At 70.7% G+C, this 24,030-nt stretch carries 22 protein-coding genes and 1 pseudogene; 12 read left to right on the top strand and 11 right to left on the bottom strand.

Going from position 1 to position 24,030, the window contains the following annotated elements; all coding sequences use genetic code 11:
• A complete protein-coding gene (locus HZZ00_RS19760; protein WP_180327675.1) occupies positions 1 to 777 on the top strand; it encodes an SDR family NAD(P)-dependent oxidoreductase in 777 nt (258 codons plus the stop codon).
• Between the two features lie 64 nt (positions 778 to 841).
• Here the strand turns inward: HZZ00_RS19760 and HZZ00_RS19755 are convergent, their stop codons facing one another.
• Entirely contained in the window at positions 842 to 940 is a 99-nt protein-coding gene (locus HZZ00_RS19755) for a CGNR zinc finger domain-containing protein (RefSeq protein WP_374028469.1), read from the bottom strand.
• A gap of 4 nt (positions 941 to 944) precedes the next feature.
• Between HZZ00_RS19755 and HZZ00_RS39240 the strand changes: the two genes are divergently transcribed.
• Positions 945 to 1,070 (top strand): hypothetical protein, encoded by a 126-nt coding sequence (locus HZZ00_RS39240; protein ID WP_374028468.1) that lies wholly within the window; start codon positions 945 to 947, stop codon positions 1,068 to 1,070.
• 312 nt (positions 1,071 to 1,382) lie between these two features.
• On the opposite strand, the gene HZZ00_RS19745 is transcribed toward HZZ00_RS39240, so the two are convergent.
• The gene (locus HZZ00_RS19745; RefSeq protein WP_180327674.1) at positions 1,383 to 1,970 is read right to left on the bottom strand and encodes a TetR/AcrR family transcriptional regulator; all 588 of its coding nucleotides are present in this window, start codon (positions 1,968 to 1,970) and stop codon (positions 1,383 to 1,385) included.
• 82 nt (positions 1,971 to 2,052) lie between these two features.
• Between HZZ00_RS19745 and HZZ00_RS19740 the strand changes: the two genes are divergently transcribed.
• Positions 2,053 to 2,856 carry an SDR family oxidoreductase gene (locus tag HZZ00_RS19740; RefSeq protein WP_180327673.1) on the top strand — a complete coding sequence of 268 codons (804 nt, stop codon included), beginning with the start codon at positions 2,053 to 2,055 and terminating at the stop codon, positions 2,854 to 2,856.
• 116 nt (positions 2,857 to 2,972) lie between these two features.
• Here the strand turns inward: HZZ00_RS19740 and HZZ00_RS19735 are convergent, their stop codons facing one another.
• Positions 2,973 to 6,134, bottom strand: coding sequence for an amidohydrolase family protein (locus HZZ00_RS19735; RefSeq protein WP_180327672.1), 3,162 nt, complete (start codon positions 6,132 to 6,134; stop codon positions 2,973 to 2,975).
• A 354-nt stretch (positions 6,135 to 6,488) separates the two neighbouring features.
• Here HZZ00_RS19735 and HZZ00_RS19730 point away from each other — a divergent pair, with 354 nt between their 5' ends.
• Positions 6,489 to 7,241, top strand: a complete 753-nt coding sequence (locus tag HZZ00_RS19730) for a hypothetical protein (RefSeq protein ID WP_180327671.1) — start codon at positions 6,489 to 6,491, stop codon at positions 7,239 to 7,241.
• Positions 7,238 to 7,927, top strand: coding sequence for a DUF4166 domain-containing protein (locus HZZ00_RS19725; protein WP_180327670.1), 690 nt, complete (start codon positions 7,238 to 7,240; stop codon positions 7,925 to 7,927). The genes HZZ00_RS19730 and HZZ00_RS19725 overlap by 4 nt, the downstream gene beginning before the upstream one ends.
• A 205-nt stretch (positions 7,928 to 8,132) precedes the next feature.
• On the opposite strand, the gene HZZ00_RS19720 is transcribed toward HZZ00_RS19725, so the two are convergent.
• Positions 8,133 to 8,276, bottom strand: a complete 144-nt coding sequence (locus HZZ00_RS19720) for a hypothetical protein (RefSeq protein WP_180327669.1) — start codon at positions 8,274 to 8,276, stop codon at positions 8,133 to 8,135.
• Positions 8,277 to 8,280: 4 nt separating this feature from the next.
• Positions 8,281 to 8,376 (bottom strand): annotated as a pseudogene (locus HZZ00_RS19715).
• A gap of 433 nt (positions 8,377 to 8,809) precedes the next feature.
• Between HZZ00_RS19715 and HZZ00_RS19710 the strand changes: the two are divergent.
• From HZZ00_RS19710 to HZZ00_RS19700, 3 genes are all read left to right on the top strand, one after another.
• The gene (locus tag HZZ00_RS19710) at positions 8,810 to 9,751 is read left to right on the top strand and encodes a ketoacyl-ACP synthase III family protein (RefSeq protein WP_257584890.1); all 942 of its coding nucleotides are present in this window, start codon (positions 8,810 to 8,812) and stop codon (positions 9,749 to 9,751) included.
• A 281-nt stretch (positions 9,752 to 10,032) separates the two neighbouring features.
• Complete coding sequence (locus HZZ00_RS19705; protein ID WP_180327668.1) at positions 10,033 to 11,211, top strand: acyl-CoA dehydrogenase; 1,179 nt, start codon at positions 10,033 to 10,035, stop codon at positions 11,209 to 11,211.
• 166 nt (positions 11,212 to 11,377) lie between these two features.
• Entirely contained in the window at positions 11,378 to 11,848 is a 471-nt protein-coding gene (locus HZZ00_RS19700) for a hypothetical protein (RefSeq protein ID WP_180327667.1), read from the top strand.
• Positions 11,849 to 11,866: 18 nt separating this feature from the next.
• On the opposite strand, the gene HZZ00_RS19695 is transcribed toward HZZ00_RS19700, so the two are convergent.
• Positions 11,867 to 12,673: a phosphotransferase gene (locus HZZ00_RS19695; protein ID WP_180327666.1), complete on the bottom strand. Its 807-nt coding sequence runs from the start codon at positions 12,671 to 12,673 to the stop codon at positions 11,867 to 11,869.
• Positions 12,674 to 12,951: 278 nt separating this feature from the next.
• Between HZZ00_RS19695 and HZZ00_RS19690 the strand changes: the two genes are divergently transcribed.
• Positions 12,952 to 13,713, top strand: a complete 762-nt coding sequence (locus tag HZZ00_RS19690; RefSeq protein ID WP_180327665.1) for a metallophosphoesterase — start codon at positions 12,952 to 12,954, stop codon at positions 13,711 to 13,713.
• A 113-nt stretch (positions 13,714 to 13,826) separates the two neighbouring features.
• Here the strand turns inward: HZZ00_RS19690 and HZZ00_RS19685 are convergent, their stop codons facing one another.
• A complete protein-coding gene (locus HZZ00_RS19685; RefSeq protein ID WP_180327664.1) occupies positions 13,827 to 15,038 on the bottom strand; it encodes a glycoside hydrolase family 6 protein in 1,212 nt (403 codons plus the stop codon).
• 255 nt (positions 15,039 to 15,293) lie between these two features.
• Positions 15,294 to 16,166 (bottom strand): SDR family oxidoreductase, encoded by an 873-nt coding sequence (locus tag HZZ00_RS19680; protein WP_219013906.1) that lies wholly within the window; start codon positions 16,164 to 16,166, stop codon positions 15,294 to 15,296.
• A 144-nt stretch (positions 16,167 to 16,310) separates the two neighbouring features.
• On the opposite strand from HZZ00_RS19680, the gene HZZ00_RS19675 reads away from it, so the two are divergent.
• Positions 16,311 to 16,709 (top strand): helix-turn-helix domain-containing protein, encoded by a 399-nt coding sequence (locus tag HZZ00_RS19675; protein WP_180327663.1) that lies wholly within the window; start codon positions 16,311 to 16,313, stop codon positions 16,707 to 16,709.
• Between the two features lie 286 nt (positions 16,710 to 16,995).
• On the opposite strand, the gene HZZ00_RS19670 is transcribed toward HZZ00_RS19675, so the two are convergent.
• The 3 genes from HZZ00_RS19670 to HZZ00_RS19660 all read right to left on the bottom strand — a co-directional run bounded on the left by HZZ00_RS19670 (position 16,996) and on the right by HZZ00_RS19660 (position 20,243).
• On the bottom strand, positions 16,996 to 17,859 hold the full coding sequence (locus HZZ00_RS19670) for a carbohydrate ABC transporter permease (RefSeq protein ID WP_180327662.1): 864 nt from the start codon (positions 17,857 to 17,859) through the stop codon (positions 16,996 to 16,998).
• On the bottom strand, positions 17,856 to 18,830 hold the full coding sequence (locus HZZ00_RS19665) for a carbohydrate ABC transporter permease (RefSeq protein ID WP_180327661.1): 975 nt from the start codon (positions 18,828 to 18,830) through the stop codon (positions 17,856 to 17,858). Before HZZ00_RS19665 ends, HZZ00_RS19670 begins: the two co-directional genes overlap by 4 nt.
• Positions 18,831 to 18,920: 90 nt before the next feature.
• Positions 18,921 to 20,243 (bottom strand): ABC transporter substrate-binding protein, encoded by a 1,323-nt coding sequence (locus HZZ00_RS19660; RefSeq protein ID WP_180327660.1) that lies wholly within the window; start codon positions 20,241 to 20,243, stop codon positions 18,921 to 18,923.
• Positions 20,244 to 20,511: 268 nt separating this feature from the next.
• Here HZZ00_RS19660 and HZZ00_RS19655 point away from each other — a divergent pair, with 268 nt between their 5' ends.
• Entirely contained in the window at positions 20,512 to 22,932 is a 2,421-nt protein-coding gene (locus HZZ00_RS19655; RefSeq protein ID WP_180327659.1) for a glycoside hydrolase family 2 protein, read from the top strand.
• On the top strand, positions 22,929 to 23,960 hold the full coding sequence (locus tag HZZ00_RS19650) for a LacI family DNA-binding transcriptional regulator (RefSeq protein ID WP_180327658.1): 1,032 nt from the start codon (positions 22,929 to 22,931) through the stop codon (positions 23,958 to 23,960). The genes HZZ00_RS19655 and HZZ00_RS19650 overlap by 4 nt, the downstream gene beginning before the upstream one ends.
• The last annotated feature ends 70 nt before the right edge of the window (positions 23,961 to 24,030 follow it).

The raw sequence follows: 24,030 nt of genomic DNA, 5'->3' as shown, positions 1-24,030 counted from the left end.
ATGCCCGAGCACCGCACCACCAGCCGTTTCGCCGTCGTCACCGGCGGCAGCGAGGGCCTGGGCCTGGCCATCGCCGGTGCCCTCGCCCACGACGGAGCGGACCTGATACTCGTCGCCCGCAACCGCGACAAGCTAGAGACCGCCGCCGATGAACTCGGCCGGCACGGCACCGTCGTGCACACCGTCCCCGCGGATCTCTCCGCGCCCGATGCCCCCGCCCGGATCGCCGCGCACGTCGGAAACCTGACGGACCGGGTCGACACCCTCGTCAACAACGTTGGCACCGCACACTTCGCCTCCCTCGCCGACACCACGGTCGACGAGATGAACACCATGTGGCACCTCAACGTCCAGGTGCCGCTGCTGCTGAGCCGGCAACTCCTGCCCGCCCTCGTGAACGCCCGGGGAAGCATCATCAACATCAGCAGCTACTGGGCCCGCAAAATGGTCGCCGGCCGTCATTCGGCCGCCTACTCCGCCACCCGCGGAGCGCTCAACTCCATGACCCGGGCGCTGGCCAGTGAACTCGGCCCCCAAGGAGTCCGTGTCAATGCCATCGCTCCCGGCGCCGTCCGCACTCCCCGGTACGAACGCTCCTACCTCGCGCCCATGACCGCGGAGGAACGCGCCGCACACGACGAGCAGATCGAGCGCTCCTACCCCCTGGGCCGCCTCGGCGCTGCCGATGACGTCGCCACCGCGGCCGCCTATCTGGCCTCGGCCCGGTGGACCACCGGCACCATCCTCGCCGTCGACGGCGGCCTCACCGTCCGCTGACTTCTGCAAGGACCTGCCTGGCGCAACGCCGTCGAGTCGGCCTGGCAGAGCCGGGCGCCGGCGCTCAACGCGGGCTGCGTCGGCTCCGGTAGGCCGAGACGCCGGCCCGGTGCGCGCAGGTTCGGGTGCAGTACTGCTTCGAGCCGTTGCGCGAGAGGTCCACGAAAGTGGTCCGGCAGGTCGGCCCGGCGCATACGGCGATCCAGGCGACCCGGCCGCGGACGCTCGGCTACGGCCTCACCGACTCCCCGGCGGGGCAGGCGGCCTGGATCGCCGAGAAGTTCTGGGCGTGAACGGACAACGACGGCCATCCGGAGGATGCGTTGTCGCCGCGGACGATCCTCGACGAGATCACGGTCTACTGGTTCACCGCGTCGGCCACGTCCTCGGCGCGCCTGTACTGGGGAAACCCCGTCGCCGACAAGGGCGCCGTCTTCGCCGCCGTCGACCCCGACGCGCTCACCCCACCAGCCGGCCAGATCATCACTTGGCGCCAACGGCTGTTCGGTTGTTCCCACTTGACCCTTGCCACTTGCTTCAGGCCGCTGCGAACGACAGCGCGCGGTGACGTCGTGTTCTGCGCGAAGGTGTACCGGGGAGCAACCTCAGCCGTGCTCCCGCACCGCCGCGAGGCACTGGTCGTAGAGGTCTGCCAGGTCGATCCGTCCGTCGTGTCCGGCCCAGAGTTCGGTTGCCGTGTCGATACAGGCGAAGACCGTCGCGACGATCGCCTTGGCCTGTGTGTCGGGGGCCGGTCGGCCGGGGCCGTTGCCCAGGCGCGCCCGGACGACGGGGACGAGTTCGGCCTGCCAGCGCAGTCGCTTCTCGATGTAGCGGGCACGCAGCGAGGGTGTGTCGAAGATGAGGCGGGACAGCTCCAGCGCACGCTCAGGGGGGTGGTTGGCGGTCAGAATGACCTCGAATCCGGCGCGCAGGGCATCCCAGGCGGACATCTCGGCCGGTTGCTGCTCGACGGTCCGTTTCAGCAGCTCGCCCAGCGCCTCCTGGTCGCCGCAGACCAGGTCCTCCTTGGTCCCGAAGTAGCGGAAGAGGGAGCGCTGCGAGATCCCCGCCTCCCGCGCGATCTGCGCGATCGTCGTCTTCTCGTAGCCCTGCTCGGCGAACAGGCGTACCGCCGTATCCAGGATCGCCTGGACGGCGACCTGTCGCGAACGCTCCCACAAGGTCGTCATGGACGTCAGGATACCCCTCTGGACAGCGACCGCCTACCTGGCATTAACTGACAGGAAGGCATCGACTGAAAGAAGGATGACCATGGCGGCCGTCGACTACCACGGACAGACCACCCTCATCACCGGGGCCAGCGCGGGCCTCGGCGCCGAGTTCGCCCGCCGGCTCGCCGCGCGCGGCTCCGACCTGGTGCTGGTCGCCCGTCGCGGGGACCGCCTGGAGAAGCTGGCCACCGAGCTGCGCGAACAGCATCGGATCCAGGCGCACGTGGTGGAGATGGACCTGGCCACGGAAAACCCCGGGCAGGCGCTGGCCGCGCAGATGGACCAGCTCGGCCTGCACGTCACGAGCCTGATCAACAACGCCGGGTTCGCCACCTTCGGCCCCTTCCACCAGGCGGACCCGGACCGGCTGCGCCGGGAGATCGCGGTCGATGTGACCGCGGTCGCCGACATCAGCCGTGCCTTTATCGGCCGACTGCGTACCGCGGGCCGCGGGGTACTGGTCAACGTGGCGAGCATGGCCGCCTACCAGCCCAACCCGCGCATGGCGCTCTACGGGGCGACCAAGGCGTTCGTGCTCAGCCTCACCGAGGCGCTTTGGGAGGAGTCACGCGGCACCGGTCTGCGGGTGCTGGCCCTGTCCCCCGGCGCGACCCGGACCGAGTTCTTCGACGTCGTGGGCACCCCACAGGCCGCCGGAGGGACCAGGCTCGCCTCACCCGGCGACGTCGTCCGCACCGCGCTGGCCGCCCTGGACCGCAGGAACCCGCCGCCCAGCGTCATCGCAGGCCGCATGAACCGGGTGATGGTCCTCCTCGCCCGACGCCTGGCCACCCGGCGCCAGGTCATCCGGGCCATCGGCCGGCTCACCGCCAAGGGCGCATGACGATTCACTCCGCAGACGACCGGCCCCGACCGGCGTGAGCACTTCGAGAACCGGTCACGTCGCGAAGGCCGGTGTGCTGTCCCGCCAACGGCCCGCTGGCGGACCCGGTATCAGCACTACGACGCCCCGCCCAAGCGGCAGCAGGAGGAGCGCTCGAAGGAGCGGGCGACATCGAGCCAGGTGGTGTGGGGAGGCGGGGGAGCGTCCGCCGAACCGAGGTCCGTCAGGTCTTGCCAGTGGTGGGGGACGCCGTCGCGCAGCACCACGGACGTGTGCACGAGGGTGCCGAAGTCCTGGAAGGGGTCGCCGTCGACCACCGTCAGATCCGCGAGCTTGCCGGCCTCCACCGTGCCGAGGTCCCGGTCGAGGCCGAAGAGGCGGGCCGGAACGGTGGTGGCGGTATGCAGGGCCTCGGCGGCGGTGAAACCGTGCCCGTGCAGGGCGCGCAGCGCCAGATGGAGGGAGAGACCCACGGGCACCAATGGCGAGTCCGTGCCCAGGGCGATCACGGCACCGTGTGCGGCAAGTCGCCGGTAGTCGGCCATCTCCGTCGCCAGGGCGTCCAGTTGCTGCCGACTGGGCGCGGTCGAGGCGCGGTCGCGGACCGCGGCGACGTCCCAGGGCGGCATCAGGGCGCTCACCCGCGGGTCGTCGGCGAGTGCCCGGTCCGCGCTCAGCAGGCACTGTGCCGTGAACGGCGTGGCGATCAACGCGAAGGACCCATCGGCGTATTGCTCCACCAGGTCCTGGTGGACGCGCCCGACCGGCGTGGTGGCGTGGCCGTACGGCAGCCGCTGGGTGGCCTGCAGATGCGTGGTCAGGTCCTGGCCCGCGGACCTGCCGGGGAAGCACAGGTGACTGCCGCACGGCACGCCCAGCCGGTGCGCGGCCTGCGCGGCCAGTGACATGGTCCTGCCCGGCGCTCGGACGTAGGTCTTGACGAAGTCGACGTCCAGTGCGGCGGCCCGCCGCAGCGTGGCCCGAACGCCCGCCTCGGTGCGGTGCGCGCGTCCCATGCCGTACGCGGTACGGGCGCCGTCGATCAGTTCCGCGCACGCCAGCGATCGCGGGCCGAGCACGTGCCCGGTGGCGGCCGACTCGCGCAGCCGGACCGTCTCGTACAGCGGACCGCCCATGCAGGCGGTGGTCGTGACGCCGTAGGCGAGGAAGGTCAGGTTCTGCCGGGCGCCGTAAGTGGCGGTGTAGGGGTGGGTGTGGCTGTCGAACAGGCCGGGCAGCACCGTCCGTTCGGAGGCGTCCAAGGTGCGGTGGCCCGGCCGGCGGGCACGGTGCGGCTCGACGCCGGTGATCCGGCCGTCGCGGATCAGCACGTCCATGTCCTGGCGCGGCGGGCTGCCGGTGGCGTCCCACAGTTGACCGGCGTGGACGCGCAGCGGCTCCGGCGTGCCAGGCGCCCGCCGACCGGTCAGCCTGATCGGGAGCGTGCGCAGGCGGCCCGGGGAATGCGCGGCGTCCAGGGAGAGCAGCCGCAGCCTGCCGCTGGAGAGATAGAGGAGGGTGCGGGAGTCGCCGGCCCAGCTCGGGTGGTCGGCAGGTTCGTCGGTGAGCCGCCGGGCCGGGCCCGTGGGCGTGCCGTCGGCGGCGACGGGCAGCAGCCACAGCACGGACTCGGCGACGAACACCATCCAACGGCCGTCGGGCGACCACACGGGCCCGGCCGCGACCCGGTCCGACAGCGACTGGTGATCGGCGGGCAGCCGGCGTCGCTCGGCGCCGGTGCGCACGTCCACGATCCGGATGAGGTTGTAGCCCTCGCGGAAACGGTGGTTGAGCCGGTTGCGGTCGCAGAATGCCAGGTGGCGGCCGTCCGACGACCAGGTGGGCGCGCCGGGTGGTCCGTCGGCCGCCAGCGGGCGAGCCGCTACCCGCTCCTCGCCCGTGGCCAGGTCGCGTACCAGCGTGTTCCCGGTGACGTCCTGGCATGCCAGCAGCGAGCCGTCAGGAGACAGCGCCGGGTACAACCGCCCGCCGCCGGTGACCTGTTCGTCGCGCGAGTCGGCCAGACGCAGCCGGCGTACGGCACTCAGGCCGTCGCGATCGGTGCAGTACAGCAGGCTGCGGCCGTCCGGTGCCCAGGCCGGCATCTGCAGGTAGTGCACGTCGGCGGCCCGCACCAGCCGGCGCGGGACGCCCGCCTGGCCCGTGCCGGCGACGGGCACCAGCCACAGGGCGTTCAGGGCGACGAACGCCGCGCTGCGGCCGTCCGGTGCCAGTGCCGGCCGGTGGAGGCCGCGCACGGGAACGGGAACGGCCGGGTCGGGGATTCGCCGCGCGGCCCGGCGCGGCGGCCTGGGCACGGGCATCCGCGCGGTGAAGGGGATCTCCTCGACGCCCGCGGCGCCCCGGGCGTCGACGCGGCGAATGCGGATGCGGCCGTCCGCCACGTACAGCAGCCGGTCCTCGGCCAGCCAGCAAGGCGGGGCCGCCGCCAGGTCCTCGCCCGCCGCGATCACCCGGTCGTCCACCATCAGCGTCGCCGTGGCGGCGGGCAGCGACGGCGAGCCGCTCGTGCCCGTCAGCCGGACATAGGCGATCCGGCCGCCGGGGGAGACGGCCGGGCACAGCAGCCGCCCCTCGGTGACCGTGCGCAGCACCCGCGCCGGTCCGCCCGCCGCCGGGACGCGCACCAGGGACAGGCCGCCGTCGTTGCCGCCGTCCGCGGTGTGGGCGGCGCGCACGCAGACCAAGGATCGCCCGTCCGGGAACCACGCCGGGTCGTAGTCCTCGTGGGCCCCGCCGGTCAGCCGGGTCGTCCGGCCGCTGCTCAGGTCCAGTGTCCACAGGCCGAAGGCTCCGCCGGCCACCGGATCCGTGCCGCGCTCGGAGGAGAACGCCAGCCGCGTGCCGTCCGGCGACCAGGCCGCGCCCCGGTCGTCCCAGGGGCCGTCGGTGAGCGCGCGCAGCCCGCCGCCGTCCGGCCGCAGGGTCCACAAGCGGAAGCCGCCGCCGCGGTATCCGCACACGGCCACGGTCCGGCCGTCCGGGGAGAGCGCGGGCCGGGTCGCCTCCAGCTCCCAGCCGGTCAGCCGCACCGCGTCACCGCCCGTGCGCGGGATCCGCCACAGAACGCCCTGCACCTCGGCGATCAGGGACTTCCCACCGGGCCGCGCGGTGACCGATCCACCGGTCATCTCGCGGTACGTCAGCACGCGCCCGGCCGCGGCGGTGCGCGCCCGCAGCGGGGAAGCCGCGGCGGCGCCCGCGGCGGACGCCTCCAGGAAGCGCCGCCGGCTGAAGAACCCCTGAGCTGTGTCCATGCCGTGTTCCTCTCCGTGCCGGCGCCCGGCAGATCCCGCGCAGGGGGCCTGCATGCCCCGGGACCTGGGCTCCCTGGTCAACCGACGCCGAGGCCCCGGGTCACGTTCCGCACGAGTGACGTCGCCCCAGCTGGTCCGGGGCTTGTGCTCGCCAGGCAGCTGCGCGGACCCGTTTCCCCGTTGTACCCGTACCGCCGCGACCCCGCCCGTTCCGCGCCCCACCCCGAGTCCCACCGCTCTCCGGAGTGGAGCTTTCCGGCTCCCCGGCTTTGAGCGATCGCTCAAACAGGTGTACCTTCCCTTCCAGTCGATTTGAGCGATCGCTCAAACATCAAGGGGATGTGGGGGAACACCATGGGTCTCTACGTAGAGGCACATATCCGTGCCGACCTGGACGAACTCTGGGAGCGAACCCAGGACCCCGGCCAGCACCGGCGGTGGGACCTGCGGTTCTCGGAGATCGACTACCTCCCGCGCGCGGAGGGCGAGCCGCAGCGCTTCCGTTACGCCGTGCGCGTTCTGCCCTTCCTGACGGTGTCCGGCACCGGGATCGCCGCCGGCGAGCGCGAGCGCCCCGACGGCACCCGCACCTCCGCCCTGCGCTTCGCCTCCCCGCACCCTCTCTCCCTGCTCGCCCGAGGAAGCGGCTACTGGCGCTACGTGCCCGACGCGCACGGCGTGCGCTTCCTCACCGGCTACGACTACCGGCCCCGCTGGGGCGTCCTCGGCGCGCTCACCGACCGGCTCGTGTTCCGCCCCCTGATGGGCTGGGCGACCGCCTGGTCCTTCGACCGGCTGCGGCTGTGGCTGGAGCGCGGCATCACCCCCGAGCGGGCCCGGGCCAACTGGCTGGCCGAGCTGGCGGTCCGGGCACTGCTGCTCGCCGGGTGCCTGACCGGCCCGTGGCCGGACCCCGCCGTCAAAGTCTTCGAGCCGTTCGCGGCCGACGCGGACCATCTCGGCCTGGTCCTGTCGGCGGTCCTGGTACCGCTCGCCCTCTTCAAGGCGCCCCTCGCCCGCACCCCCGCCGCCCGCAGGTGCCTGCGCGCTCCCGCGGCCAGGACCCGAACCCCCCGTGTCCTGCGCACCCTGGAGAAGCACGGATGACCGCGCCCGCCTCGATGTTCCGTACCGTGCTCGGCGACGACTTCGACCGCCTCCACCCCGAACTGCGGCGCCGCTTCTCGGTGGGCCTGGCGAGCGGGGTGGCCTGCACCGGACGGGGCGTCATGCACCGGATCTGGCACGGCCCGGCGTACGTGAAGCCGTTCCTCGCCCTCGGCGCCACCCGCAACATCCTCGTCCCGCGGGCCGGCCGCGACATCCCCTTCGTGATCGAGAACGTCCCGTACACCGACACCTTCGGCCGTGAGACGGTGAGCTTCGTGCGCACCTTCGACCTGCCCGGCCGCCCGCGTCGCTTCGACGCCCAGATGGTGCTCAGCCCGAAGGGCGACCGGATACTCGACTACCTCGGCACCCACCAGCACCTCGCCAGCGAACTGCACTTCGCGGCCGAGCCGGACGGCTCGCTGCTCATCCGCTCCGGCGAGCACCGCTTCCGGGAGGGCCCGGTGGACGTGCGCGTACCGGAACTCCTCGGCGCCACGGCCGAGGTACGCGAGTCCTTCGACGACGCCACCGGGCGCTTCCGGATCCGGGTGAGCGTGGTGAACCGCCGGTTCGGGCCGCTCTTCGGCTACGAGGGTTGCTTCAGGGCGTCGTACACGGACGCCCGCTCCCACGGCACGCGGCCGGGACTGCGCCCGGTGCGGGAGGAGGAACGCGCATGAGCCCCGGCACGGCGAAGTCCCGGCAGGCGAAGACCGAGCCGACTCCGCCACCGTGAACCCGGCATGTGACGCGGCAGACGGCAACGCGCCGCCCGCCCCCGTCCGATCCGAGGTCGACGACCTCGGCCCAGCGGGCTTGGGATGCCGGATGCCCCCGGAGTTCTCCGGGGGCATCCGCTGGTGGACTTGACGGCCTGTGGCGCGGTCATCCCACGCTGTTGGAGGTGTAGTCGCCGAGGAGATCGATGTCGACGTCGACAGCGGTGGAGCCGGCGTTGTACAGGTCGATCTCGCCGTCCGCAACGGCACGCCGCTCGCCGGGACTTCCCCGGTGAGCGGCGCGCCACAAGATGCGGAGAGGGCAGGATTCGAACCTGCGTGGACCCTTGAAGGGTCCGACCTCGAGGCGTGCTCGCCGGTCCCCGATCAACCACTCCGGGCACCTCTCCTCGTTCCCGACCCCCCTTTTTTTGTTTTCCGGGGCCGTTCACGTGAAAGAGAGTGACACGGGCCCCTGACACGGCACTGACATCTCGAAGCCCGGGCCGGTGCCGGTCGGCGGGAGCGCCCGAGCACGGTTCGACGCGCTCGCCGTCTTCTGCGCGCCTGAACGCCCAACAAATCGGATATCAGCCGCGAGTCAGTGGCATATCAGTGCCGTTCAGCAGCATGCCCGTGTTGTCCGTACCCGAGAGCCAGCCCAGCTGCCGGTATATCGGCCTCGTCTGCGGCTTGAACATCCACTGCTCCCAGGACGGGTCGGACCTTAATTCGCGAAGCGGCTTCCGCTCCCATCAACCTCCGTGGTTGGAGATCATCATGAAGAACGAGCCCGATATCTTTGTTGCGGCCGCAATTGTGTCCCTGGCCGAGACCGTGTCCGTGAGCGAGGCCGTCGCCGAGGGCCTGGTGCCGCCCACGCACCAGGAACTCGGCTTCGAGCGCATCGCGGTCTCGAACAGTGAGGCCGGCCCGGAAATGGCGGCTGAGGCGGCAAGGGCGGCGATCACGAAGTCCGAGCTGGACCCCTCCGAGATCGGCCTGGTGCTGCACGCCAGCCACTGGTTCCAGGGCCTGGACCTGTGGCCCTCGGCGGCCTACGTCGCCAACGAGTCGGTGGGCGCGCATCCTTTCGCCCTGGACGTCCAGCAGCAGTCACTGGGCGGGCTCGGCGCGATGCGGCTCGCCTCGGCCTACCTGCGCAGCGGCTTCACCCATGCGGCGCTCGTCACCACCGGCGACCGCTACGCCTCGCCGGGCATCGACCGGTGGAACACCCTGGACAACATCATCTTCGGGGACGCCGGCACGGCCGTGGTCCTGTCGACCGAGAGCGGCTTCGCCCGGGTCGTCTCCTTCGCCGTCGGAGCGGACAACTCGCTGGAGCGGGTCACCCGTGGCACCACGGACTTCGCGCCGGCCCCCGGGATGCGGCAGCCGGTTCCGGTGCCGGAGCGCACGCAGCAGTTCTTCACCCTGCCCGAGGCTCCGGCCGCGTGGGGGCAGTACGAGAAGGGACTGTTCGCCTGCCACGACCAAGCGCTGACCGAGGCCGGGGTCGGCCCCAGGGACATACGCCACGCGGTGGTTCCGTTCCTCCACCGCGGCGGCGGGCTCACCGAGAACTACGAGATCCTGGGGTACACCGAGGAGCAGTCACTCTGGAGCTACGGGCGCACCGTCGGCCACCTGGGCGCGGGCGACCAGGCGGCGGGGCTGGCCTACCTGCGGGAGAACGGGAAGCTCGCCTCCGGGGACCTGGTGATGCTGGTGGGTGCGGGGATCGGATTCAACTTCGCGGCGACGGTGCTGGAAATCATCTGAGCCTGGGATCCCAACGCGGCTGCCACCCGCTCACGGTGCGCCTCTACGCTCTTCGTCAGAGGGCTTTCCCCACGACGGCGCCCCGGCCGGTGCCGGGGGCGCCGTCGTGGCGGGACCATCTTGGGCAAGCGGACCGGCGCTTCGCTCGGGACGCACTCGTGGGCGCCGGAGTCGGCGACGTTGCCTCAACGGCCGTTCTGTTTCCTATGGTTGGAGTCTCCGGGCTGGGGCGCCGGGTGCATGAGACGATCGGGGAACAAGGCCACAGGGAGGGGAAAGCCATGGGGGACAGGGGGCGGCTGCACGTCAGCGGGGAACTGGCGGGCGTGCTGGAGAAGATCGAAGAACTCGGCGGGTTACTCGATGAACGGGCCGCCGCCGCTGAGGAGTTGGGCAGGCTGCCCGAGGACACGGCACGGGCGCTGCTGGACACGGGGATCGTACGGGCCGAACTTCCGCTGAGTCTTGGCGGATACGAGTTCGCGCCGCGGCAGCTGATCGAGACGGTGGAGCGGACGAGCTACCACGACGCGGCGGCCGGGTGGACCATGTTCGCGCTGCAGATGATGACCGGGACCACGGCGGCGTACCTCTCCGCGGACGCGTCGGCACAGCTGTTCCCCGACGTGCCGAACGGAAAGTACGCGCTGCTCTCCGGCCATGGCACACGCCCCGGCCGGGCTGTCCCGGTGCAGGGCGGCTACCGGGTGAGCGGCCAGTGGCAGTTCGCCTCCGGGATGGCGCACGCCACCCACATCCACAGCGCGATCCAGGTCGAGGGCACCGGTGAGCTACGGGTGCTGGCGATGCCGAAGTCACAGGTGACCCTGGACGGCAACTGGGACGTGCTAGGGCTGCGTGCGACACACAGCATCGACTACCACTGCACCGATGTGTACGTACCACACGAGTACACCTACGTCGCGACCACGGACACCCCGGTCAACGGCGGCGCCGTCTACCGCCTCGGCCTGGTCAACATGTCGGCGATCGGGCACACGGGCTGGGCCCTCGGTGTCGGACGGCGTCTCCTGGCCGAGCTGAAACGGGTTGCCGCGGCGCGGACCGGTTCGCGGGGCGCCGCCGTGGACACCTCCCAGTTCCACGCCGAGTACGCGACGGCGGAGGCCGGACTCCGGGCAGCCCGGGCGTGGGTGAACGACGTCTGGCAGGACGTCGAACAGTCCCTGGACCAGGGACGGTTGCCGAGCACGGAGCAGGACACTCTGATCCGTCTCGCCTTGAACCACACGACCACGACCGTGTACGACGTGGGCCGCACCGTCCACCGGTGGGCCGGTTCGGCGGCGATCCGCCGCGGCCCGATCGACCGCTTCCTGCGCGACCTCGGAACGGGTGCGCAGCACATAACGTCGGGCCCGGTCGTGCTCCAGAACTGCGGCAAGTGGCTGAGTGGTGCCCAGCCGGACGCCCGATGGAGCTTCCTTGACCTGACCTGACCGCCCGGGGCCGGTCGAGGGCCTCCGAAGGCAGCCGGGTTCGGGGGCATGGGCGCGCGCCGGTGAGAACTCGTCAAGGGCTGACGGTCCTGGGCGTGGGCACCGAGCGGGTCCCGCTCCGCAGTGTGCGGCAGGATGGGCCCGCTTACCTGGAGGGGGCTTTGGCATGAGTTACGACCTGCGAGCAGTGATCGCCGATGCGGAGGTGCTGCGCAACGCGGCGCGGGACCTGCCCGGCGCGCGGCTGGCGTCGATCGGACGGGGCCTGTCGCTGATGCCGATGGCGGACGCGCTGTTCGATTCCCTCACAGACGGCAGCGGTGCGAGCGCGTTGGGGTTCTGGTGGTTGCCAGGAGGGTTCGAGAAGACCCTCGCCGCCTGGTCGGCACGCGGGCCGATGGCCTACGTGGAAGCCGAGTACTTCGGCGGTGTGGGTGAGCAGCGGGCTGCCGTGTGGAGCGCGGGCGACATCGTGTTGGGGCCGCTCCACGTGGGGGAGGGGCAGCCCCTGCCGCCTGCCGGCAGTCCGATATCTCAAGCGCTGCGGCGGTTGGGCGTAGTGGCAGAAGTCGGCGAGGACGAGTTCTCGGCAATGGGGTTGGACCGGCATCGACACAGTGAGGCGTGGACGGCCTGACACGCGACTTCCGGATGGTCAGTCCAGCAGGGCGGCCGTGAACGTCTTGCGGTGGTCCGTGAGCCAGGTCTGTATGCGGTCCCAGCGTTCCCATCCACCGCGTTCGGCCAGTGCCTGGAGGTAGACGGGGTCGCTGTCGGCCACGCGGCGGGTGACGAAGTCCCGGCAGACCTTGGTCGCCTGCTCGACGATGCCGGGCAGATCGGCGCGGTCGCGCGGGGAGAGGCCGTAGCTGTCGGCAAGGATCCGCAGCCGAATGGGTGCGTCCGGTCCGGAGGGGTAGAACGCCGCCGCGGACTGGGGATCCAGCATGGGCACCCAGTAGCGGGCGGTCATGGCGACGTCCCAAAGCGCACGACCCGGGGCCGCCAGGTCGAAATCGATCAGGGCCGCGGCACGGCCGTCGCGGAAGACGACGTTCTCCGGGCACACGTCGTTGTGGCACAACATCGTTCCCCCTTCCGGGTCGGCCAGGCCCCGCGGCCACTCGGCACCGGAGTCGACCCTGACGGCCGCGCTGGTCTCATGCAGGCGCCGCAGCAGACTCCCCACCGATTCGAGGGCGGAACGCGTCATCACCCAGTCCGGGAACGGCGGCAGAGCCACGTCACCGGGAATGAAGGCCAACTGCTCACGGCCGTCCGCAGCGGGACCGACAGGCGCCGGTGCCGCGTCGAAGCCGTGCTCCCTCAACGCAAGGAGATAGGCGTGCAGAGCGCGCGCGTTGTGCGGCGCCGGACGGTCGACCAACGAGCCCCGGCGGAAGACCGCTCCCGCGTTCGCCATCCCGCCGAGCAGTGCCTCACCCTCACCCTCACCTGTCATGACGATCACCGTACGGCGGCCAGCCGGTCGCTGCGGACCGTCGCGGCGATGCGGGCTTTCGGGAAGACGGCGTCGAAGCCGTGGAAACCGCCCTCCCGGACATGGAGTCGCCCCTGGCCGCCGACCGCCCGGATACCAGCCCCACGTGCGCGGCTCCCGGGCGGTCGAACTCGTCCAGCCGGGCCGCGGGCACCGGTGAACTCCGCCCGATCGGCCTCCGCACCGGATCTGCGCGAAAGGCCGCACCACTCGGCTGTCTTCGCCCCACAGTGGTGACCATGCTGAACCGAGTAGCCGTCCTGTCCGACATCCACGGAGTCCTGCCGTCCCTGGAGGCAGTGCTCGCCGAACCAGATGTCAGCACCGCCGATCACATCGTGCTCACCGGAGACGTCACCGCCGGCCCGCAACCGGCCCAGGTTCTCGACCTGCTGACCAGCCTCGGCGACCGCGTCAGCTGGATCAGCGGCAACGCCGACCGCGAACTCCTCGAATACCGCCGGGGTCAACGCGAGACGATCCCCGACCCGATCGCTCCCTGGGCGGCCGGGCAGCTCCGCGAGGACCATCTCGACCTGCTCGGCTCGCTGCCACGGTCGCTCTCCCTGTCCGTGAACGGCCTGGGAGAGGTGCTGTTCTGCCATGCCACCCCCCGCGACGACGAGGAGGTCGTCCTGGTCGACTCCCCTCTCGATCGCTGGCAGGAAGTCTTCGACGGACTCGGCACCGACATCCGCACCGTGGTCTGCGGCCACACCCACATGCCGTTCGTCCGCCTCGCCCACGGCCGACTCGTGGTCAACCCCGGCAGCGTCGGCATGCCCTACGGAAGAACCGGAGCGCACTGGGCGCTCCTGGGCCCGGGCGTCGAACTCCGCACCACGCACTTCGACCTCCAGGCCGCAGCCACCCGGCTCAGCCGGGACTCGTCCTACCCCGACATCACCGAGTGGGCCGACTACTTCCTGCACGCTCGCGCGACCGACGCCGACGCCCTCGCCGCCTTCGCCCCACGGGACGGACACGACCACAGCACGTGACACCCGTTCCCCCTCCGGGACAGCGGGCGGCCTGGGCGCGGCGCTGGGGGGTGACGCCGGACGGCCACGCCCCGGGCGGGGGCATGACCGTCGGCTCGGTTGCGGCTCCCCGTTCAGCGGTGCAACAGGTCTCGATTGAAGGTCAGCGCCGGGGAGGCGTTGGCGGCCAGAGCGTGGGCCTGGTCGGGCCACCAGGCACCGGCGACCGGGTCGACCACGCCGTACTCGGGGTCGGTCGGGCCGGCGGTGCCGCGGGTGCAACTGCCGTCGGACTCACCGGGCACCTTCACCCACAAGTAGGCGTCCAGCAGCGCATTGCCGGTGTCGGTGGTGGGGCGCACGCCGAGGCCGCGGCCGGGCGGGTTGCACCACACCTGGGCGTCCGGGTAGGAGGCGGTCGGCGTCCACGGACCCTGGCCGTTGCGGCTGCTGTCGATCACGAAGTGGGTCAGCTTGGCGTCGGCGGGCACATGCGAGGCGTACCACGCGTCGGCGTCCGCAGCCGGCCCCCACTGGTCGGGACAGTCACTCGGCTGGGCGCCCGCGGTGTTCCGCAGGTACCAGACGCACTGGGAGACCTGGGTGCCGTAGCGGACCAGATCGCTGTTGGTCTGGTAGTTGGAGACGTTGAGGAAGAAACCCTGCGCCCGGGCCACCCCGCCGTCGAGCAGCAGCTTGGACATGGTGCCGACGGGCTGCCAGGAGCTGTGCCCGGCGTCCAGGTAGACGACCGTACCGGGCTGCTGTTCCAGCCGGTTCACCGCGCCGTTGATCTCCGCGAGCCGGGCGGTCTGCTGATCGGCGGTCCCGCCGCAGTACGCGGGGGAGAGGGCCAGCCCGTCGGGCTCCAGGAGGACCACGGTCTTGTGGTTGGCGATGCCCTTGGCCAGGGCGTCGACCCAGGCGGCGTACTCCTCGCCGGTGGCGGCGCCGCCCGCGGAGTACTGCGAGCAGTCGCGGCCGGGGACGTTGTACGCCACGGTGACCGGCACCCGCTTCTCCACCGCGGCCTTGGCCTGGAGCTTCGCCATGTCGTTCGTGGTCTGCACGGGGTCGGCGGTGCCGGTGAACCACTGGGCCACCGGGTACGAGGCCATCGCGGCCATCGCCGCGGCGTCCGTCTTGTCGCCCGCCTTGAGGTCGGCGAGGGACTGCTTGGCTGCCTTGCTCGCGGGCTCGACGTAGAACCTGGTGCCCTGGGTGAGCGAGTGATCGGCGGCGGGGGACGCCTTCGCCGCGGCGGCTGGTGTTGCACACAGGCCGACGAGGGCGGCGGTCGCGGCCGCCGCGGCGAGGAAGGGCACGGCCTTGCGTGTATGGGGCACGGATGGACTCCTCGGGTCGAAGAGGTATGGGAGCGCTCCCAATTGCTAGTCCCACATCAAGTCAGGCGGCCAAGGCGGCGTCAAGAGAACTGCCGGACCGATTTCCTCATGGCTCGCGAGCCGCGCCCGCCGACAGCTACGACCGCGCGACCGACCGCGCGCACTCTGGCCCAAGATCATCGATGCCGTGGTGGCCCACACCGGCTGAGCGGTGCCTCCACAGCTGAGACACCCCGCCACATCGCGAGCGCGAACTCAGGAGCGCAGGGCGGCCGCGAGCGCCTCGGCCAGGGTCACGGGCGGGCGACCGATCAGGCGGCGCAAGTCGCCGGAGTCGGTGTACATCTCCCCGCGGCTCATGCCGAGGTCGGCGTCGGCGAGGACCTCCGCCAACTCGGCGGGCAGGCCCGCGGCGGCCAGTACCCGGGCGAAGTCGGTCACCGGAAGGTCGGCGTAGGCGACCTGCCTTCCGGCCGCGGCGGTGATCGCGGCGGCGAGTTCGGCCAGGGTGAAGGACTCGTCGCCGCCGAGCTCGTACACGGCGCCGGTGTGGCCTTCGGAGGTGAGGACGACCGCCGCGGCCTCGGCGTAGTCGGCACGGGAGGCGGCGCTGATCCGTCCCTCACCCGCGGCGCCGGCGACGGCGCCGTTCCGCAGGATTTGCGGCAGTTGGCCGGTGTAGTTCTCCAGGTACCAGCCGTTGCGCAGCAGCACGCTGGGGACTTGACGGCCCCGCAGGTACTCCTCGGTCTCGCCGTGCGTGGCGCCGATGACGGTGGTGGCCGTGTCCGCGTGCGTCGTGCTCGTGTACGCCACCAGCGACACGCCTGCGGACGCCGCTGCGTCGATCACGCGACGATGATTGGCGACCCGCTCGCCCACGGGGACCGAAGCCGAGATCAACAGCAGCTTGTCCGCTCCCGCGAATGCCTCGGCCAGGCTGTCGGTGTCCGCGAAGTCGGCGCGGCGTACGGTGACGCCTCGGTCGGCCAGGTCCTTGATCCTGGCGGTGTCCCGGCCGGTCGCGATGATGTCCGCGGCCGCGACCCCGCGCCGCAGCAGTGCCTCGACGGTGAGCCTGCCCAACTGGCCGGTGGCTCCGGTGACGACGATCGGCATGATGGTCATTCCTTCCTTCCGTGCGTGCCTCGCACGCCTGCCGCGGTCCGCCCGCGGCGGTATGGAACTCAGCATGACCTGGACACTCTCCGATGGGGAGTAGCCACTTGCTGGTACGGTACTTACCTGACCGATAGCATCGAGGTGAGGCGCATGGCCTTCGTCGAGAACGTGACCGGGCCCACGTTCGATCCGTACGAGCGAGGCTGCCCGTCGCGGGACCTGCTCGACCAGATCGGCAGCAAGTGGGCGGTGCTCGTGCTCGGTGAACTCGGCCGGAACGGGACCTCCCGGTTCGGCCGGCTCCGGCAGGCGCTGGAGGGCGTGAGCGAGAAGATGCTCACCCAGACGCTGCGCACCCTCGAACGCGACGGCCTGATCAGCCGGACCGTCTACCCCGAGGTGCCGCCGCGCGTGGAGTACGAGCTGACCGCGCTCGGCCAGACGCTGCGGGAGCCGCTGAGGGCCCTCACGGAGTGGTCCGTGACGCACATCGAAGAAGTCATCACCGCCCGCGAAGAGTACGACGGCCGTACTGGGCGCAGCCGGTGACCGGCGACGGCCGACGGCCCGCCGGCCGACCGTCCTCCGGCCGGGCCGACGCTGCGCCCTCATAAGCCAGGCGGGGCGATCCCATTGCCTTGGACTGCTGTCGACGCCTGACGCCTGACGCCGAGAGCGGACGCGGGGGCAGGGTTTCCGTCTGCCATGCCCTGGCCTGTGACCGCCGCAAGGGCGGGTCGCCCCATGCCTGCGGCGGGCAGATGCACAGCGCGTGCCCCCGCGCTGCCGAGCGGCGTGGGGGCACATGGAGCACCGCGCTGGTCACCCTCGTGCGTTACTTGCTCGCGCCCTGCGCGAAACCGTTGTAGATCCAGCGCTGGAGGAACAGGAAGACGATCAGGGTGGGCACGATCACCAGGATGGCCCCGGCCGAGATGGTCTCCCAGTGCGCCCCGAACGGTCCCTTGAAGCGGTACAGCGCGGTGGAGATGGTGCCCAGGTTCTCCGAGGGCATGTAGAGGAAGGGGATGTAGAAGTCGTTGTAGGTGGTGATTCCCTTGATGATGACGACGGTGGCGATGGCCGGCTTCAGCATCGGAAAGATGATTCTGCGGTAGATGGTGAAGGCGTTGGCCCCGTCCAGCCGTGCCGCCTCGTCGACCGAGACCGGTATGCCCCGGATGAACTGCAGGAAGATGTAGATCGACACGATGTCGGTGCCCATGTAGAGGAGGATCGGCGCCCAGCGGGTGTCGAAGAGACCGAAGCTGTTGACCACCTGGAAGGTCGCCACCTGCGTGGTCACACCAGGCACCAGGGTGGCGATCAGGAACAGGGCCATGACGAGCTTCTTGAAGCGGAACGCGAAGCGGTCGATGGCGTACGCCGTCATGGAGCCGATGACGACCGTACCCGTGATCGAGAACAGCAGGATGAAGGCCGTGTTCCCGAGGGCCATCAGCATGTGGCCGTCGGAGAAGGCGGTCGCGTAGTTGGAGAAGTTGAGCCAGTCGTGCGGAAGGGCCAGCGCCCCTTGGCCGTCGGCGACTTCGCTCGACGTCTTGAGGGAGGTCAGGAAGACCACCGCGAGCGGCACCAGGACGATGAGGGACGCGACGATCAGGAGCAGGTAGGTCAGTGCCGTGGCGAGGCCGGGGCGCCGGCGCCGCCGCGGCCTGGCGGGGACTGCGGTGGTCATACGATGTCGACCCTCTCGTCGGGCACCAGGCGGCGCTGGATCCAGGTGACCAACAGGATGATCGCCAGCAGCACCACGGCGCAGGCGGAGGCCAGTCCGGTCTTGTTGAACTGGAAGGCGAACTTCACTGTCTGGATCACGAAGGTGGAGGTGCCGGTGGCGCCTGCGGTCATGATGTAGGGGATCTCGAAGACCGAGAGCGATCCGGAGATCGCGAGGATGACGCTCAGGCTGAGCACCGGCCGGATGCTGGGCGCGATGATGTGCCGGAACTGCTGCCACCGGCTCGCCCCGTCGAGCTGCGCGGCCTCGTAGAGCTCCCCGGGGATCGACTGGATGGCGCCGAGGAAGAGCACGAAGTTCAAGCCGGTGAAACGCCAGACGGACACACTGGCCAGCGAGATGTTGGCCGATTCCGGGGTCCCCAGCCAGGCGTGGTTGTTGTGCACGCCGAACCAGGACAGGACCGAGTCGAGTGTGCCGCCGTCCTGGAAGAAGTAGAGGAAGACGAAGCCGATGGCGACGCCGTTGATCAGGTAGGGGAAGAACAGGATGCCCTTGAACAGGTTCCTGAAGCGCAGGTTGAAACTGAGGACGGTGGCGAAGTACAGGGCGATCGCGATCTGCACGACCGACGCCGCCAGGTAGTACAGGCTCACCGCGAAGACACGGAACAGTTCGGGGCGGGTGAACAACTCGACGTAGTTGTCCATGCCCACGAAGTCCCGGTCGGGACTGACGCCGTCCCAGTCGGTGAAGCTGTAGTAGATCATGTTGCCGACGGGCACGTACGTGAACGTGACCAGGAGGGCGAGGGGGAGCAGCAGGAACAGCCACGGGGTGAGGCGGCGCATCGGCTGGTCGCGCCACGATCGGCGGGAGGGGGCCGCGGGGCGCGCACGGCGCTTCGCGATGGAGCGGTCCTCGGAGCCGGGTGCCGGCGGCGATGCGGTGGAAACGGTTCGGGTCATTACGGGCCAGGGCCTTTCGTCGTCCGCTGGGCGCTGGTTCGCCGGGGCCCGGCCGCCGGGTGGCGGGGCCGGGCCATGGCGGGCGCCGGGTCAGGAGCCGGCGGTCTGCCTGGCGTCGGACCAACGCTTGTTCAGGTCGTCGAAGTAGCCCTGGAGGGTTCCGCCCTGGGCACCCCGGGCCAGGTCGACAAGCTTCTGGCGGTAGTCCGGCTTGTTGAGCCCGATCTCGGCGGCGTTGTCGATGGCGTTCACCTGCGCGGTCTTCGCCTCGGAGCGCTCCACCATGGTGACATCGTTGTCAACATAACCCTTGAGCGTCGACGGCAGCGGCTGGGCCGTCAGCGCGGAGACCGCGCCCTCCTTGGCGGAGTAGCCGGACTTCTCGGTGAACCAGTCGATCCACGCCCGGGCCGCGGCCTTGTTGTGGGAGTGGATGTTCACGGCCTGCTGGTAGTCGGAGACCAGCATGGAACAGAACTTGCCGCCGTGCTGCACGGGGATCGGCATGAAACCGATGTCGTCGGGATTCTCGCCCGCCTTGACCGCCGCGTCCCGCATCTGGTTGATCGCCCAGGAACCGAGCATCATGCTGCCGATCTCGCCCTTGGCGAGAAGCGTCTTGGAACTCTCCCAGTTGGTGGTGGTCGGGTCCTTCTCGGAGAGCTTGTCGTGGACGATGCCGTAGAGCAGGGAGTCGAGCGTGTACAGGTCGCTGCCCTTCGTCCAGGGCTTGTCGGTGTCCGCCAGCGCGTCCGACGCCTTGCCGTCGCAGCCGGCCGAGCCGACGCTGTTGGTCCACGGGCTGCTCAGTGGCCAGCCGTCCTTGAAGTTCGTGTAGTAAGGAGTCGCGCCGGTCCGCTCCTTCACGGCCTTCAGGTCGTCCAGGAACTGCTGTGGCGTCTTCGGCCAGTCGGTGACGCCGGCCTTCTTCCACAGTGCCTTGTTGTAGACGAAGCCGTCGGCGGTGCCGAAGGTGGCGATGCCGTAGACCTTGCCGTTCACGTCGGTCTTGTCGGTGAAGCGGTACTTCCGCTTCATGTCGCCCGTGGAACCCAGCGGCGAGAAGAACTTCGGGTAGTCGCCCTTGGCTACCGCCGCGGGGATGAGCAGCACGTCGCCGTAGTTCGCGGTGTTCATCCGGATCTTCACCTCGCCTTCGTAGTCGGTGACGGCCTCGAACTTGACCTTCACCTTGGGGTAGGTCCTGTTGAACTCGGCGGCGTACTTCTTCATCGTGCCGTCCTGCACGAGGTCCGTACGGTTGGTGAGCACCGTGATGCTCCCCGAGGCCTCCTTCGGGTTCAACGGCGCGACCGCCGTCTCGTTCGCATCGGGTGTTCCGGCTCCGCTGCACCCCGCGACGGTCAGCACCGCGGCGGTGAGCAGTGCGGTGCTCAGCGCTTTCTTCCCCATGGGCCCCACTCCTCCAAGGATTACGGCTCGGGCTCTGGTAGTTGTCCGGCACTATGTCAGCCTGTGGTGAACCGGTAAAGCGCCAGGTTTCTCCGCGATACGCAATCGTTACTTGCCCAGGCGCCCGAATGTCGCGCCTGGGCCATCGACATGCACTTTTGTGTTGGTCCCTACGGCAGTCCGAGGACTAGACCGGTTCACTAGACCGGGGCTAGGTTGAGTCGCGCTGTACACGAGTCCAGGCGCCGAAAGGTCAAAGGAGCCGCACATGAAGGAAGCCGTCCAGCTCACCGATGGCTGGAGTCTGGGACACGGGGACACCTCACTGCCCGCCCGGGTACCGGGGTGCGTCCACACCGATCTGCTCGCCGCCGGGCTGATCCCCGACCCCTTCCTCGGGCTGAACGAACGGGAGGTGGACTGGGTGGGCCGGCGCACATGGACCTACGCCCGGCACGTCGACCCCGGCGACACCTCGACGCAGCACCACGAGCGCACCGACCTGGTCTTCGACGGCCTCGACACCGCCGCGCTGATCACCCTCGACGGCCGTGAACTGGGCCGCACCCGCAACATGCACCGCCGCTACCGCTTCGACGTCACCGGCCGGCACGGCCGGCTGGCGGTGGAGTTCGCCTCCGCCTACGACGAGGCGGAGGCCGTCAGGGCGCTGACCGGCGAGCGGCCCAACGTCTACCCGGAGCCGTTCCAGTACATCCGCAAGATGGCGTGCGGCTTCGGCTGGGACTGGGGGCCGACGCTGGTCACCGCCGGCATCTGGCGCCCCGTACGGCTGGAGAGGTGGTCGACGGCGCGGCTCGCACGGGTACGGCCGTTGGTGACCGTCGCCGACGGTGACGGCGGCGTGGAGGTGCGCATCGACGTCGAGCGCACCGACCGGGGCGCGGGCCGTGCGCTCGAGGTGCGCGCCGGCGTCGGCGGCGCCGAGGCCCGGTGTGCCGTGGACGGTGAACAGGCCGTGCTGACCCTGCGCGTCCCCGCCCCCGAGCTGTGGTGGCCCCGCGGGTACGGCGCCCAAGCCCTGTACGACCTGAAGGTGGACCTGATCGACGTCGACACCGACCGTCCGCTGGACTCCTGGCAGCGGCGGATCGGCTTCCGCGACGTGGAACTGGACCGCTCCGCCGACGCACACGGCACCGGCTTCACCCTGGTCGTCAACGGCGTACGCGTCTTCGCCCGCGGCGTCAACTGGATCCCCGACGACGTCTTCCCCTCCCGCGTCACCCCGGAGCGCTACCGCACGCGGCTGCGGCAGACTGCGGAGGCGGGCGTGGACCTGGTGCGCATCTGGGGCGGTGGCATCTACGAGGACGACGCCTTCTACGACGTCTGCGACGAACTCGGCCTGATGGTGTGGCAGGACTTCCTCTTCGCCTGTGCCGCGTACCCGGAGGAGCAGCCGCTGCGCGGGGAGGTCGAGGCGGAGGCCCGCGATAACGTTGTCCGGCTCATGCCGCACCCGTCCCTGGTGCTCTGGAACGGCAACAACGAGAACCTGTGGGGTTTCCGCGACTGGGACTGGGAGCCGGAACTCGGCGGTGATTCCTGGGGCGAGGGCTACTACCTGGGCCTGCTGCCCCGGATCGTCGCCGAACTGGACCCCACCCGCCCCTACACCGCGGGCAGCCCCTGGTCCGGCTCCTGGGACCACCACCCCAACGACCCCGCGCACGGCACCCACCACTCGTGGGAGGTCTGGAACCGCCGTGACTACGCGGAGTACCGCGACTCGGTGCCCCGGTTCGTCGCGGAGTTCGGCTGGCAGGCACCACCCGCGATGGCCACCCTCCGGCGAGCGCTGCCCGGCGAGGGGCTGGCCCCCGACTCACCCGGCATGCTCCACCACCAGAAGGCCGAGGACGGCAACGGAAAGCTCAACCGCGGGGTGGAACGCCACTTCGCGCTGCCCGAGGGCGACTTCGACCGCTGGCACTATCTCACCCAGGTCGTACAGGCCCGGGCCGTCGCGGCCGGGATCGAGCACTGGCGCTCCCACTGGCCGGTGTGCGCCGGCACCGTGGTCTGGCAGATCAACGACTGCTGGCCGGTCAGTTCCTGGGCCGCGATCGACGGCGACGGCCGGGCCAAACCCCTCTACCACGAGCTGCGCCGGGTGTACGCCGACCGCCTGCTCACCCTCCAGCCCGACGCCGCCGGACCGGTCCTCGCCGTGATCAACCAGTCCGCGGCGCCGTGGCCCGCGGAGGTGACGCTGCTCCGCGTCGACGCGGACGGCACCGTGCTGGCGCGGCACGCACTGGAGGTGAACGTCGGAGCCCGCGCGGTCCACCGGCAGTCCGTTCCGGCGGACCTGGTGCCCGACGCCGCGTCCGCCACGGAGTTCCTCGTGGCCGACACCGGGGAGCTGCGCGCCCTGTACTTCCCCGTCACGGACAAGGAGTTCGCCTACCCCGTGCCGAAGTACGACGTCACCGTGGCCTCCACCCCCGGTGCGACTGACGGTAATGTCGAGGTCGTGGTGACAGCACATACCCTGGTGCGCGACCTCCTCCTACAGGTCGACCGGCTCGGTCCCGACGCGGTCTGCGACACGGGCCTGCGCACGCTCCTGCCCGGCGAGGAACTGCGCCTGACGGTCCGGGGCGCGATCGACACGGGTGCCAACGCCGTACGCGCCGCCCTCTTCTGTGTGGAACCGGCGTGAGTTCACCCTCCGAGCGCATCACCATCAAGGACGTCGCCGCCGCGGCCGGGGTGTCCAAGGGCGCGGTGTCCCTGGCGTTCAACGACAAGCCCGGCGTCTCCGAGGCGACGCGGGAGCGGATCTTCGCGGTGGCCCGACGGCTGGGCTGGGCCCCGAACGCCTCCGCCCGCAGCCTGTCCCGGCAGTCCGTCGACACGGTCGGGCTGGCCATCTGCCGGCCGGCCCGGCTGCTCGGTCTCGAACCCTTCTACATGGAGTTCATCTCCGGTATCGAGAGCGTGCTCACCGAGCGCAACTGCTCGCTGCTGCTGCGGTTGGTCGGTTCGCTGGAGGAGGAGATCGGCCTGCAGGAACGCTGGTGGCGGGAACGCCAGGTCGGCGGTTCCATCCTGGTCGACTTCCACCAGGCGGACCCGCGCATCGCCCCGCTGCGGGCGCTGGGCCTTCCGGCCGTGGCGGTGGGCCACCCCTCCCTCACGGGAGGCTTCCCGTCGGTTTGGACCGACGACCGCACCGCCGTCGAGGAGGCGGTGCGGTACCTGGCGGCCCTGGGGCACCGGCGGATCGCCCGGGTCGGCGGTCCCTGCGGCCTCGGCCACAGCGCCATCCGGTCGGAGGCGTTCGCGACCACGATGGAGGAACTGGGGCTGGACGGCGGCCTGCACGTCGAGACCGGCTTCTCGGGGGACGAGGGCGCGCGGGCGACACGCTCGCTGCTCCTGTCGTCCAGCCGCCCCACCGCGATCGTCTATGACAACGACATCATGGCGGTCGCCGGGCTGGGCGTGGCCGCCGAGATGGGTGTCTCCGTCCCGGACGACCTTTCCCTGCTGGCCTGGGACGACTCCCAGCTGTGCCGTCTGACCCATCCGACGCTGTCGGCGATGAGCCACGACGTGCACGCGTTCGGAGCCGAGGTCGCGCGCGTGCTCTTCGACGTGGTGGCGGGCCACGACGTGGTGTCCCGGCCCGTGGCGACGCCGCAGCTCGTACCGCGCGCCTCGACCGCGCCCCCGCCCCGCTCCTAGCGTCCGCCGTGTCGTGCGAAGGGGCCGCGGCGCCGTGCGCCGCGGCCCCTCGCTCTTGATCGTCGCCGTT

The sequence above is a fragment of the Streptomyces sp. NEAU-sy36 genome (genome assembly GCF_013423905.1).
Taxonomy (GTDB): domain Bacteria; phylum Actinomycetota; class Actinomycetes; order Streptomycetales; family Streptomycetaceae; genus Streptomyces; species Streptomyces misionensis.
This window is presented reverse-complemented; position numbering and strand designations above follow the sequence as displayed.